A 12,922-nucleotide genomic window follows, 5' to 3' on the forward strand; every position below is an offset into this window, starting at 1 on the left:
GTTCCCCCAAGGTCGGGGCGAACCGGTAGCCGTCGGCGACCAGGCACACACCGGTGGGTTCGGCGAACTCGGCCGAATCCGGGTAGTGCACCTCCAGCCGGTAATCGGCCAGGCCGGTGAACGGCAGAGCCGCCGCGAACAGCCCGGATCCGAGGTCACGCATGACGAATCGCTGCCCGCCGGCGATCACCACCACCCGGTGGGCCCGCGGGCGCAACGTCCGGATGATCGTGGTTCTGCCCACCTCGTGCGCGCCCAGAATGGCGTGCGGATCGTGGTGTTCGCCGGCGAGCAGCCGCGCCAAGTCGGCAGCCTCGGGCGCCAGGGCTCCGGTACCGGCGGCCATCAACGGCGCAGCAGTTCGGTGCGGCTGCCGGCGTTGATCGGCGGCATCGTCACGATGTGGGCGACCGCGCGTGCCGGGTCCAGCCGCACGTAGTTGTCCTGACCCCAGTTGTAGTCCTCCCCGCTGATCTGGTCGCGCACCCAGAACCGTTGGTAGTCCGGCATTCCCAGTGCCCACATATCCAGGTGCAGGGTCGCCTCCTCGGCGCTGAAAGGATTCAGTGTGACGACCACCAGCACGGTGTCGCCGGTGGCCGGGTCGAACTTGCTGTAGGCCAGCAGCGCGTCGTTGTCCACATGGTGGAAGTGGATGGTGCGCAGCTGGTCGAACGCCGGATGCAGCCGGCGAATCTCGTTGAGCCGGGCGATGAACGGCTCCAGCGACCGGCCCGCCGCCACGGCGCCGGCGAAGTCGCGGGGCCGAAGCTCGTACTTTTCGGAGTCCAAATATTCCTCGCTGCCTTCGTGCAGTGCACGGTCTTCGAACAACTCGAAGCCGGAGTACACGCCCCAGGTCGGACTCAGCGTCGCGGCCAGCACCGCGCGGATCGCGAACATCCCGGGACCGCCGTGCTGCAGGCTGGCATGCAGGATATCGGGGGTGTTGACGAACAGATTCGGCCTGCGGAAGTCGGCGAATTCCGCGATCTGCATGCCGAACTCGGTGATCTCGGCTTTGGCCGTGCGCCAGGTGAAGTAGGTGTAGGACTGGGTGAAGCCCAGCTTGGCCAAGCCGTACTGGCGAGCCGGTGGGGTGAACGCCTCGGACAGGAACAGGGCGTCCGGGTCGATGTTCTTGACGGCGGCGATCAGCCAGAGCCAGAAATCAGGTGGCTTGGTGTGCGGGTTGTCCACCCGAAAGATCTTGACGCCGTGCTCCATCCAGAACTTCACCACCCGCAGCACCTCCGCGTACAGACCGGCCGGGTCGTTGTCGAAGTTCAGCGGATAGATGTCCTGGTACTTCTTCGGCGGGTTCTCGGCGTAGGCGATGGTCCCGTCGGGCAGTTCGGTGAACCACTCCCGGTGCCCGGTGGCCCAGGGGTGATCCGGCGCGCACTGCAGCGCCAGATCGAGTGCGACTTCCAGATGCAGCCGCCGTGCTGCGGCGACGAACGCGTCGAAGTCGTCGATGTCACCCAGCTGCGGATGCACCGCGTCGTGGCCGCCCTCGGCACTGCCGATGGCCCACGGCGAGCCGACGTCGCCGGGTTCGGCGGTCGCGGAGTTGTTGCGGCCCTTGCGATGGACCCGGCCGATGGGATGGACCGGCGGCAGGTACACCACGTCGAAACCCATCTCGGCGATCCGGGGCAGGGCCGCCGCCGCGGTGGCGAACGTGCCGTGCACCGGCCGGCCGTCGGAATCCCAGCCGCCGGTGGAGCGGGGAAACATCTCGTACCACGCACCGCTGCGCGCCCGCGGCCGGTCCACCCACACCTGGTGCTCGGCGCTGGGGGTGACCAGCTCCCGCAGCGGGTGGCGGGCCAGCAGCTCGTCCAGTTCTGCCGACAGTGCCGGCGCGGCCCGGCGCAGCGGATCGCCCGGCGCGCGCAGCGCCGCGGCGGCCGCCAGCACGGGTTCGCGCAGACCCGCCGGAATCCCGGCCGCGGCCCGGTCCAGCAGCTCGGCGCCGATCAGCAGGTCATTGGAGAGCTCGGCCGCACCCTGGCCGGCGTCCAGCTTGGCCGTCACCGCCTCGCGCCAGCTCTGCAGCGGATTGCCCCAGCCTTCGACCCGGAACGCCCACAAGCCGACGGCGTCGGGACAAAACGCACCGTGGAACACAAAGGCGTCGAAACCGGTGTGCATGGGCAGGCGCAGCGCCGAGCCGGGCGACGCGGCCGACGCGACGGCCCCGGGCAGCGGATAGCGCCGCCCCAGGTGGCGCACCACCAATGTCGCTGCGACGGCCTCATGGCCTTCTCGCCAGACCGTGGCCTTGACCGGCACGGTCTCGCCGACCACGGCCTTGGCCGGGTAGCGGCCGCACGAGACGACCGGAGCGACATCGTCGACCTCGACTCGGCCAGCCACCGCACTCCGTTCGTCGTCGGGCTCTCAGCGCCCACGGTAGCCGTCGCCCGGGTGGGCTGGCATTACGCAACATGTTCGCAACCGAATTGTCGAGTCTGGGGGGCAGTCCCAGAGTGGTGTCGCCGGTAGTGTGGTCAAGCGTGAAGGCCCTCCGCCGGTTCACCGTTCGCGCCCACCTGCCCGAGAGGCTGCTGGCGCTTGAGCAGTTGTCGATGAACCTGCGCTGGTCCTGGGAGCAACCGACCCAGGAGCTGTTCGCCGCCATCGATCCCGAACTGTGGGACGGGTGCGGGCGTGACCCGGTGGCGTTGTTGGGCGCGGTGAGCCCGGGGCGTCTGGAGGCGCTGGCCGGCGATCACGGATTCACCTCGCGGCTCGACGCGTTGTCTGCCGACCTCACCGCGTACCTGACCAAACCCCGGTGGTATCAGCACCGCCAGGACGACGGCGCCGCGCTGCCGACGGCGATCGCCTACTTCTCCATGGAGTTCGGCGTCGCCGAGGCGCTGCCGAACTACTCGGGCGGGCTGGGAATCCTGGCCGGTGACCACCTGAAGTCGGCATCGGATCTGGGTGTGCCGTTGATCGCGGTCGGGCTCTACTACCGCTCCGGCTATTTCCGTCAGGCGCTGACCGCCGACGGCTGGCAACGCGAGACCTATCCCGCGCTGGACCCGCAGGGCCTGCCGTTGCGGCTGCTCGTCGAGGCCGACGGCACACCGGTGCTGATCGCGGTGGCCCTGCCCGGTGCCGGCCGGTTGCGGGCCAGGGTGTGGGTGGCCCAGGTCGGCCGAGTGCCGTTGTTGCTGCTGGATTCCGACATCGGGGAGAACCCGCATCAGCTGCGGGGGATCACCGATCGGTTGTACGGCGGCGACCAGGAGCACCGAATCCGCCAGGAGATCCTGGCCGGGGTCGGCGGGGTGCGGGCGATCCGGGAGTTCACCCGGCTGCAGGGCATGCCCGCCCCCGAGGTGTTCCACATGAACGAGGGCCATGCCGGTTTTTTGGGCGTGGAGCGCATCCGCGAGCTGATCGCCGAGCAGGGCCTGGATTTCGACACCGCTCTGGCCGTGGTGCGCTCGGCGACGGTGTTCACCACCCACACCCCGGTTCCGGCCGGCATCGACCGGTTCCCCACGGAGATGGTGCGCCGCTACTTCGACGACGGCGGTCAGGCCCTGGTCCCCGGGGTGCCCACCGAGCGGGTGATGGAACTGGGCGTCGAACACGATCCGGCCACGTTCAACATGGCCCATATGGGCCTGCGCCTGGCGCAGCGGGCCAACGGTGTCTCCCGGCTGCACGGCCGGGTGAGCCGGTCCATGTTCAACGACCTGTGGCCGGGTTTCGACGCCGACGAGGTGCCGATCGGCTCGATCACCAACGGGGTGCACGCGCCGAGTTGGGCGGCGCCGCCGTGGCTGCAGCTGAGCCGCGACGTGGCCGCGGACTCCACCGCCTCGCCCGCGGCCTGGCAGCGCATTGCGCAGGTCGACCCGGTGGCGTTGTGGGCGATCCGTTCGCAACTACGCGCCCTGCTGGTCGATGAGGTCCGGTTGCGGCTGTTGCAGTCCGGGCTGCAGCGCGGCTCCTCGGAGGCCGAACTGGGCTGGATCGCCACGGCGTTCGACCCCGACGTGCTGACCATCGGGTTCGCCCGCCGGGTGCCGACCTACAAGCGGTTGACGCTGATGCTGCGCGATCCCGAGCGGTTGGAGCACCTGCTGCTCGACGAGCAGCACCCGGTCCAGTTGATCGTCGCCGGCAAATCCCATCCGGCCGACGAAGGCGGCAAGGAGCTGATCCAGCAGGTGGTGCGGTTCGCCGACCGTCCGGAGGTGCGGCACCGGATTGCCTTCCTGCCCGACTACGACATGTCAATGGCGCGGCGGCTGTACTCCGGATGCGATGTCTGGCTGAACAATCCGCTGCGACCGCTGGAGGCCTGCGGCACCTCGGGGATGAAGAGCGCGCTCAACGGCGGCCTGAACCTGTCGATCCGCGACGGCTGGTGGGACGAGTGGTTCGACGGGGAGAACGGCTGGGCGATCCCCACCGCCGACGGCGTCGCCGACGAGAATCGCCGTGACGATCTGGAAGCCGCGGCGCTCTACGATCTGCTGGCCACCTCGGTGGTGCCCAAGTTTTACGACCGCGACGAGCGCGGCGTGCCACCGCGCTGGATCGAGATGGTGCACCACACCCTGCAGACGCTGGGGCCCAAAGTGTTGGCGTCGCGCATGGTGCACGACTACGTGGAGCAGTGTTACGCGCCGGCGGCACTGTCGTCGCGGCGCACCTGCGAGCCGATTGACGGCGTGCCCTACGGGGCGGCGCGTCAACTGGCCGACTACCGGCGCCGAGCGGAGGCGGCCTGGCCGCACATCCAGATCACCGACGTCGACAGCACCGGCTTGCCCGATGCGCCCTGGCTCGGTTCGGAATTGACGCTGACGGCCTCGGTGCGCCTGGCCGGTCTGCGGCCCGACGAGGTGGTGGTGCAGGCGGTGCTGGGCCGGGTGGATTCCAGTGACAGCCTGCTGGATCCGGTCAAAGTGGCGATGTCGCACTCGCATACCGACGCCGACGGAACCGAGGTGTTCTCCACCACCAGCCGGCTGCCGGTGGCCGGGGCGGTGGGCTACACGGTGCGGGTGTTGCCCAGCCACCCGCTGCTGTCCGGCGATGCCGAACTGGGGCTGGTCACGCTGGCCTGAGCGCGCCAACCCGACCGCGAGCAGGCAGAATCGCACGCCCGACGCACGTCGGGTGCGATTCTGCGTCTGCTCGCCGAAGGGCTTGCTAGGGGAAGCGGCCCAGGCAGTGATCGAAATCGCCGAGCACACCGGTGCGGTAGGCGTCGATGCGGGAGAAACCGGCCGGTACCGACTCGCCGTTGACGTCGCCGGCCGCCAGTCCGTTGGTCAACAACCCGGCGACGGCTTCGTCGAGGTCTCCGGCGGTCAACGCGATCCGGCCTCCGTTGGAGGTGGTGACGCCCTGGGACAGCAGGGTGGTGGCCACTCCCGTGAGACACGCGGTGCGCAGCGCGGCGGCGGCATTGTCGAGCACCAGCCCGCCGTGTTCGATCTGGACCCGCTGCAGGTAGCGCGAGATCAACACCGAATAGGCGGGGTTGTCGCCGGACAGCGTCGCCAGCTTCTGATCCTTGCTGGGAGTGCCCATGGCCTCCAGCGCCGGCAGGTCGATCGCAATGGTGTTGGTTGCCGGGCAGTACGAGGCCGGCGGGCTCGGGCGCGCATCGGGGCAGGTCGATGCGGCCGCCGCGTCGAAGGTCAGCTCGGGCGGCTGGGCCGGTGTGAAGGCCGTGTTCATCGCGTCGACGACCAGTCGCACCGAGTCCTCGCTGACCGGCACTTCGCCGGTTTCGTTCTGTTGCAGCTGAACAGGCAGTTCGCCACGACGCTGCTCGATCTCCTTGGCGTCGATGCCCGCACACGAATCGGCGCCGTCGGTGAACCCGAACTGAAAAGCCGAGATCCGCTCGAAAGCCGAGCCGTGCTCGTTGTTGCCGATCGTCTCGCCGGGATTGAGCAACGGATCGCGCAGCGCGAGCATCGCGGCCAACACGCCGTTGAGCCCGTCGCCGGTGCTCAACGTGAAGCGGGGGGAGTCGCCCTGGGCCACCCACCGCAGATAGACCCCGGCCAGGCAATCGGCCTGCTGCTCGGCCACCAGGGTCGGGGTTTGGCGCCGTTTGGTGATCCCGGCCGTCCGGGCGATCGCGTGGCCGTACTCGTGGGCCAGCACCATGGAGATGGCCATGTCGCCGTAGGCGCTGCGCAGCGCGGGCAGCAGCAGCCGGCGATCCCAGCCGATGGTGTTGTCCAGGTAGCAGTAGGCGGCGTTGACCAGCAGGAAAGTCCGGTTACCGCAGAACTTTCCGCGTGGCTGCCCCGGATCCCACGACACCAGCGCCTTGGCGGACCGGAAATCGCCGTCGAAGGTGTTGGGGTAGGTGATGGTCCAGAACGCCTCGAGGTCGCTGACCGACTGGGCGGCCAGCGAATCGATGCGCCCGCCGTCGGTTCCCTGGACCTCCCGAGTGGGCGGCGGGGCGTCGGGGCGCAGACCGGTGGGGCCGTCGACGGCCTCCAGTCCCCCCACCCGGAACGGGTCGGCGAAGATCGACACCGGTGACCCGTCGATCATTCGGGCGCAGCCGCTCAGCAACAGCACCAGCGTGCAGGCGGTGACGAGAACCCGGCGGTTCAGCGAGCCTCGACGAAGGAGAGGCGAAGCTGGGGCCGCCGCATCAACACGGCGGTTCAGCGAGCCTCGACGAAGGAGAGGCGAAGCTGGGGCCGCCGCATCAACACGGTGCCGAAGGGGGGCTTGGCGCATGGGGTATCACGATAGTGCGCCTAATCGCCGCGCAGCCGTTGCAGCGCCAGTCGCACCTTGCCGGCATCGGTGGTGGCCCAGAACGGTGGCAGCGAGGCCCGCAGGTAGCCGGCGTAGCGGGCGGTGGCCATCCGGGAGTCCAGCACCGCCACCACGCCGCGGTCGTCGATCCCGCGCAGCAGCCGGCCGGCGCCCTGGGCCAGCAGCAGTGCGGCGTGGTTGGCGGCCACCGCCATGAAGCCGTTGCCGCCGTGCGCGGTGATCGCGCGCTGGCGGGCCGTCAACAGGGGGTCATCGGGCCGCGGGAACGGGATGCGGTCGATGAGCACCAGCGACAGCGACGGTCCGGGCACATCGACGCCCTGCCACAGCGTCAGCGTGCCGAACAGCGATGTCTCGGGGTCCTCGGCGAACTGTTCGACCAGCGCGCCGGTGGTGTCGTCGCCCTGGCACAGCACCGGGGTGTCCAGGCGCTCGCGCATCGCCTCGGCGGCGGCCTTAGCGGCCCGCATCGAGGAGAACAATCCCAGGGTCCGGCCGCCGGCCGCGGTGATCAGCGCGGTGATCTCCTCGAGCTGCTGGTCGTTTCCGGTGCCGTCGCGCCCCGGTGGCGGCAGATGGGCGGCGACGTAGAGGATGCCCGCCTTGGCGTGGTCGAACGGGGAGCCCACATCCAGGCCGCGCCAGCGCGCCGCCTGAGCCTCGGCGCCGCGCCGCAGACCCCAGTCCCCGGCCATCGCGTCGAAGGACCCCCCGACCGTCAGCGTCGCCGACGTCAACACCGTCGTCGCCCGGGCGAACAACCGCTCGCGCAGCAGGCCCGCCACCGACAGCGGCGCCACCCGCAACACCGCGCGCACCGAGCCGCGGTTGTCCTCATGGCTGAGCCAGACCACGTCGTAGCGGTCGGGAATGGGCGGCTCGAACGAGGTCAGGATCCGGGCGGCGGTATCGGAGATCTCGGTCAGCGCCGCGACGGATTCCTTGCGGGCGGCGGCGGCTTTGGGATCGGCGGGGGAGGTGTCGATGGCCGCGCGGGCCGCACCGGCCGCATCCCGCAGCGCGGCCAGATAGGTGGCCAGCTCCTCGTCGAGATGATCCATCCGCCCGGGTGTGGCGTCGTGGATCGCCGAGCCGAACGTCAGCGATGCGGCGTCGAGGCGCTGGACCAGTTCGGGGGAGACCAGCCGCGCCACCCGGCGCACCGCGACGCTGAGCAGGGTGGCGCTGAGCTCGGCGGTGGCCACCGATGTCACCCGGTCGGCGAGTTCGTGTGCCTCGTCGATCACCAGCAGGTTGTGTTCGGGCAGCACCGTGGTGTCGGAGATGGCGTCGATGGCCAGCAGCGCGTGGTTGGTGACGACGACGTCGGCCTGGGCAGCGACCGCTCGGGCCCGCTCGGCGAAGCAGTCGGTGCCGTATTGGCAGCGCACCGCACCCACGCACTCGCGTGCGGAGACGCTGACCTGCGACCAGGACCGTTCCGGTACACCGGGTTTGAGGTCGTCGCGGTCACCGGTGTCGGTGTCTTCGGCCCACGCGGTGAGCCGCTGCACATCGCGGCCCAGGGCGCTTGCCGCCAACGGATCGAACAGTTCGGCCTGCGGACCCTCGTCCGACTCCTCGGCGATGCCGGTGTGGATTTTGTTCAGGCACAGGTAATTCCGCCGGCCTTTGAGCAGCGCGAAGCTGGGCCGCCGCGGCAGCACCTTCTCCAGCGCGCCGGCCAGTCGCGGCAGGTCCCTGTCGACGAGCTGGCGCTGCAGCGCGATGGTCGCCGTGGACACCACGACCGGGCTCTCGTCGGCCAGGGCCCGGGCGATCGCCGGAACCAGGTAGGCCAGTGACTTGCCGGTGCCGGTGCCGGCCTGCACAGCCAGGTGCTCGCCGGTCTCGAAGGAGCGCGCCACCGCCTCGGCCATCTGCACCTGGCCCTGGCGTTCGCTGCCGCCGAGTGCGGCCACCGCGGCGGCGAGCAGCTCGGTTACGGACGGGTAAGCCATGGTGTGCACACGGTAGCCCGCCGGACCTCACGGTCGATCCCGCCGGTCTCACCTACCCTGAGGTGATGAGCGGCCGATTGCCGGGCGGTGCGGTTCATCGACTTCCCGCAGACCTGCGGGAGGGCCTGCTGGAGTGCCCCGCCGCGGTGACGGCCTGGCTCGACATCACCCCGTTGGCGCGCAACGAGTTCATCTGCTGGGTCGAAGACGCCAAGCAGCAGGCGACTCGGGAGCGCCGTATCCGCCGCACCCGGGAGGAACTCGAGGAGGGCAAGCGGCGGCCCTGTTGTTGGCCCGGCTGCAAGCACCGGGAACGCAACGGCAGCTAGCACCGCCGGCGGTCAGTCGCCGCCGGCCACCACCCGCGTCGGGATGGCCGGTTCACCAGCGCCGAGCTTGCGTCCTTCCCACGGCAGGCCGTGCAGCCCGGATGCCACGCGCTCGCGCGCCGCGGCCAGTGCCGCCGGACCGGTCTCGGTCACCACGTCACCGCCGCGTACCAGCGGGACCGTCAACCGCCGGGCCGGTGCATCCGCGGCGGGCGGGCGCCCGGCCGGGTAGACGACCTCCTCGACGACGGTGCCGTTGCGCGCCAGGCGCATCGCCTGTTTGCGTCCGCCCTGTGACTGCTTGCCGGCGCTGAGTTTGCCAACGGGTCTGTCGTCGACCTCGACCAGTTTGTAGACGAAGCCGGCGGCCGGCACGCCCGACCCGGTCACCAGGGCGGTGCCGACGCCGTAGCTGTCCACCGGCGCGGCTCGCAGCGCCGCGATGGCGTACTCGTCGAGGTCGCCGGAGACCACGATCTTGGTTGCGGTGGCGCCCAATCGGTCCAGCTGGTAGCGCACCTGATGGGCCAGCACCGCCAGCTCTCCGGAGTCGATCCGGACCGCACCGAGGTCCGGCCCGGCCGCCGCCACGGCGTTGGCGACCCCGGTCGTGACGTCATAGGTGTCCACCAGCAGCGTGGTGCCGACGCCCTGCGCGGCCACCTGGGACCGGAACGCTTCGAGCTCGCCGTCGGCTCCGGTGTGCAGCAGGGTGAAGGCGTGGGCGCTGGTGCCCAGCACCGGCACCCCGAAGCGGCGGTGCGCCTCCAGGTTGGAGGTCCCGGCGAAACCCGCCAGGTAGGCCGCGCGTGCGGCGGCGACGGCGGCCTGCTCGTGGGTGCGGCGCGAACCCATCTCGATCAGCGGCCGGCCGTCGGCGGCGTGCACCATGCGGGCCGCCGCCGAGGCGATCGCGGTGTCGTGGTTGAAGATCGACAGGACCAGCGTCTCCAGCACGACGCACTCGGCGAAACTGCCCTGCACGGTGAGCACCGGCGAGCCGGCGAAGTGCAGCTCACCTTCGGGATAGCCGTCGATGTCGCCGCGGAAGCGGAAATCGGCCAGGTACTGCAGCGTCGAGGGATCCAGGAATTCCGAGAGCAGATTCAGCGCGGCATCGTCGAAGGAGAAGTCCAGCACAGCCTGCACAAACCGGTCAGTGCCGGCGACCACCCCGTAGCGACGTGTCTCGGGCAGTCGGCGGGTGAACATCTCGAAGGCGGCCCGCCGGGTGGCGGTACCGTCGCGCAGCGCCGCGGCGAGCATGGTCAGCTCGTACTTGTCGGTGAGCAGCCCGCTGCACCGGGCCGAGGAGTCCACCTGCCAACCGTATCGACTGGACCGCACCCCGGCTCGGCTCGGTATCCTGACCGGTATGGCCACGTCAGCACCGACGTCTGCCCCGGTGAAACCGCAGGGCACCGGAGAGCGGCGCGCCGACCCGGTCGAGGGGACGGCGTCCCCGTGGGTGACCATCGTCTGGGACGACCCGGTCAACCTGATGACGTATGTGACCTACATCTTCCAAAAGCTGTTCGGTTACAGCGAGCAGCACGCGACCAAGCTGATGTTGCAGGTGCACAACGAGGGCAAGGCCGTGGTGTCGGCGGGCAGCCGGGAGTCGATGGAGGTCGACGTGTCCAAACTGCATGCCGCCGGACTGTGGGCGACCATGCAGCAGGACCGCTGAGACTCGATCGGAAGGGAACCGGGACGTCACCGTGCGAAATTGGAAGCGGGTCGAAACCGCCGACGGGCCCCGCTTCCGTTCTGCGCTGGCCCTGCACGAGGCCGGGCTGCTGCGCAACCTGATCGGCTCGGTTCTGGGCATGCTCGACGCACGGGAGTCCGGTTCCCCGCCAGACGAACTCGAGCAGATCACCGGGATACGAACCGGCAACACCCGCCCACCGGCAGACGCCACCACGCGCCGGCTGCTGCCGGACTTCTACCGCCCGCAAGGCGACGGGCAGGACCCCGCGGTCGACGCCGACAGCCTGAACGCGGCGCTGCGCAGCCTGCACGAGCCGCAGATCATCGACGCCAAACGCGCCGCGGCACAACAGGTGCTGGACACCATTCCCGAACAGGGCGGCCGCTTGGAGTTGACCGAAGACCAGGCGAACGCGTGGATCGCCGCCGTCAACGACGTGCGGCTCGCGCTGGGCACCGTGCTCAAGATCGGTCCCGACGGCCCCGAGCAGTTGCCTGCCGGCGATGTGGCGGCCGCGCAGCTCAACGTCTACCAGTGGCTCACCGTGCTGCAGGAATTCCTGGTAGTCGCACTGATGGGAAGGCCCAGACGATGACGCGCATGGGTTCGATCACCGATGTCGCCGGCATCCGGGTGGGCCACCACCACCGGATCGACGACGGTGCGACGCTCGGAAGCGGATGGGCCACCGGTGTCACCGTGGTCCTGGCGCCGCCCGGCACCGGCGGCGCGGTCGACGGCCGGGGCGGGGCACCCGGTACCCGCGAGACCGACTTGCTGGACCCGGCCAACAGCGTGCGCTGGGTGGACGCCGTCGTGCTCGCCGGGGGCAGCGCCTACGGGCTGGCGGCCGCAGACGGCGTGATGACCTGGCTGGAAGAACAGGGCCGTGGCGTGGCGCTGGACGGCGGTGTGGTGCCGATCGTGCCGGCCGCGGTCATCTTCGACCTCCCGGTCGGCGGCTGGGATCGGCGCCCCACCGCGGAATTCGGCTACGCCGCCGTGGCCGCGGCCGCCGGCCCCGAGGGCGGCCTGCCGGCGGTGGGCAGTGTCGGAGCCGGAGCCGGTGCCCGGGCCGGGGTCTTCAAAGGCGGTGTGGGGACAGCCTCGACGACGTTGGAGCTCGGCGAGCAGGTGGTCACCGTGGGCGCGATCGTGGTGGTTAACCCCACCGGTGAAGTGATCGACGCGACCACCGGGCTGCCCTGGTCGGCGTCGCTCATCGAGGAGTTCGGGCTGACGGCGCCGCCGTCGGAGCAACTGGCGATCCTGGCGGGTCTGGAGCCCAAATCCCTGACGCTCAACACCACCATCGCCGTGGTGGCCACCGATGCGGTGCTGAGTCCGGCCGGTTGCCGCCGGATGGCCGTCGCCGCTCAAGACGGGCTGGCCCGCACCATCCGGCCCTCGCACACCCCGGTGGACGGGGACACCGTGTTCGCGCTGTCGACCGGGACCGTGGAGGTGGCGCCGCTGCCGGGGACGCCGGACGCCCTGTCTCCGGAGACCGGCCTGATCACCGAGGTCGGCGCCGCCGCGGCGGACTGTCTGGCCCGAGCGGTGCTCGGTGGGCTGCTGTCGGCCGATCCGGTGGCCGGTATCCCGACCTACCGCGCCACGGTGCCGGGCGCCTTCGCGGAGCGGCCCGGCGACCGCTTGGGCAGCGCCCGGATGGGTGAGCAGTGAGCTCCCGCGGTAAGACGGCACCTGCGCCGCAGCCGGCCGACAAGCCCGTCTGGCGCACCGGCGGGGCCACCATCCTCACATTCGTCGGCCTGCTCTACCTTGTCGAAGCCGTCGATCAGGCGGGCGGTCACCGGCTGGACCGCAACGGCATCCGTCCGTTGGAGACCGACGGCCTGTGGGGGGTGCTGTTCGCCCCGCTGCTGCACGCGAACTGGGCGCACCTGCTGGCCAACACCGGTCCGGCGCTGGTGCTGGGTTTCCTGCTGACGCTGACCGGGCTGTCCCGGTTTGTGCTGGCCACCGCGATCGTGTGGATCGTCGGCGGTCTGGGCACCTGGCTGATCGGCAACGTCGGATCCTCCTGCGGGCCCACCGACCACATCGGCGCCTCCGGGCTGATCTTCGGCTGGCTGGCCTTCCTGCTGGTGTTCGGCTGGTTC

Annotated in this window: 11 protein-coding genes; 6 read left to right on the forward strand and 5 right to left on the reverse strand. The window is 70.4% G+C overall.

What is annotated here, in order from left to right; translation table 11 throughout:
- Both LI92_RS16120 and LI92_RS16125 read right to left on the reverse strand, forming a co-directional pair.
- A partial coding sequence (locus LI92_RS16120) for a GlgB N-terminal domain-containing protein (RefSeq protein ID WP_046320544.1) occupies positions 1-346 on the reverse strand: 346 nt, incomplete at its 3' end.
- Positions 346-2,382: an alpha-1,4-glucan--maltose-1-phosphate maltosyltransferase gene (locus LI92_RS16125; protein ID WP_046320547.1), complete on the reverse strand. Its 2,037-nt coding sequence runs from the start codon at positions 2,380-2,382 to the stop codon at positions 346-348. The genes LI92_RS16125 and LI92_RS16120, both read right to left, overlap by 1 nt.
- Before the next feature lie 140 nt (positions 2,383-2,522).
- Here LI92_RS16125 and glgP point away from each other — a divergent pair, with 140 nt between their 5' ends.
- Positions 2,523-5,102, forward strand: coding sequence for an alpha-glucan family phosphorylase (gene glgP / locus LI92_RS16130; protein WP_046320549.1), 2,580 nt, complete (start codon positions 2,523-2,525; stop codon positions 5,100-5,102).
- An 85-nt stretch (positions 5,103-5,187) separates the two neighbouring features.
- Here glgP and LI92_RS16135 read toward each other — a convergent pair whose 3' ends face one another.
- Positions 5,188-6,621, reverse strand: a complete 1,434-nt coding sequence (locus LI92_RS16135) for a neutral zinc metallopeptidase (RefSeq protein ID WP_046320560.1) — start codon at positions 6,619-6,621, stop codon at positions 5,188-5,190.
- Positions 6,622-6,770: 149 nt separating this feature from the next.
- Positions 6,771-8,753, reverse strand: coding sequence for an ATP-dependent DNA helicase (locus tag LI92_RS16140; protein WP_046320561.1), 1,983 nt, complete (start codon positions 8,751-8,753; stop codon positions 6,771-6,773).
- Positions 8,754-8,818: 65 nt separating this feature from the next.
- Between LI92_RS16140 and LI92_RS16145 the strand changes: the two genes are divergently transcribed.
- Positions 8,819-9,082 (forward strand): YdeI/OmpD-associated family protein, encoded by a 264-nt coding sequence (locus LI92_RS16145; RefSeq protein ID WP_046320551.1) that lies wholly within the window; start codon positions 8,819-8,821, stop codon positions 9,080-9,082.
- Positions 9,083-9,094: 12 nt separating this feature from the next.
- Here the strand turns inward: LI92_RS16145 and LI92_RS16150 are convergent, their stop codons facing one another.
- On the reverse strand, positions 9,095-10,402 hold the full coding sequence (locus LI92_RS16150) for a nicotinate phosphoribosyltransferase (RefSeq protein WP_286135147.1): 1,308 nt from the start codon (positions 10,400-10,402) through the stop codon (positions 9,095-9,097).
- A gap of 55 nt (positions 10,403-10,457) precedes the next feature.
- Here LI92_RS16150 and clpS point away from each other — a divergent pair, with 55 nt between their 5' ends.
- The 4 genes from clpS to LI92_RS16170 form a co-directional block, all read left to right on the forward strand.
- Complete coding sequence (clpS, locus tag LI92_RS16155) at positions 10,458-10,772, forward strand: ATP-dependent Clp protease adapter ClpS (RefSeq protein ID WP_046320562.1); 315 nt, start codon at positions 10,458-10,460, stop codon at positions 10,770-10,772.
- A gap of 31 nt (positions 10,773-10,803) precedes the next feature.
- Positions 10,804-11,391 carry an oxidative stress transcriptional regulator AosR gene (gene aosR / locus LI92_RS16160; RefSeq protein WP_046320554.1) on the forward strand — a complete coding sequence of 196 codons (588 nt, stop codon included), beginning with the start codon at positions 10,804-10,806 and terminating at the stop codon, positions 11,389-11,391.
- A 5-nt stretch (positions 11,392-11,396) separates the two neighbouring features.
- The gene (locus LI92_RS16165; protein ID WP_046320556.1) at positions 11,397-12,482 is read left to right on the forward strand and encodes a P1 family peptidase; all 1,086 of its coding nucleotides are present in this window, start codon (positions 11,397-11,399) and stop codon (positions 12,480-12,482) included.
- Positions 12,479-12,922: rhomboid family intramembrane serine protease (locus tag LI92_RS16170; RefSeq protein WP_046320558.1), on the forward strand; the 444-nt coding region annotated here is incomplete at its 3' end. The genes LI92_RS16165 and LI92_RS16170, both read left to right, overlap by 4 nt.

Source organism: Mycobacterium sp. UM_Kg1 (assembly GCF_000972925.1).
GTDB lineage: Bacteria > Actinomycetota > Actinomycetes > Mycobacteriales > Mycobacteriaceae > Mycobacterium > Mycobacterium hiberniae.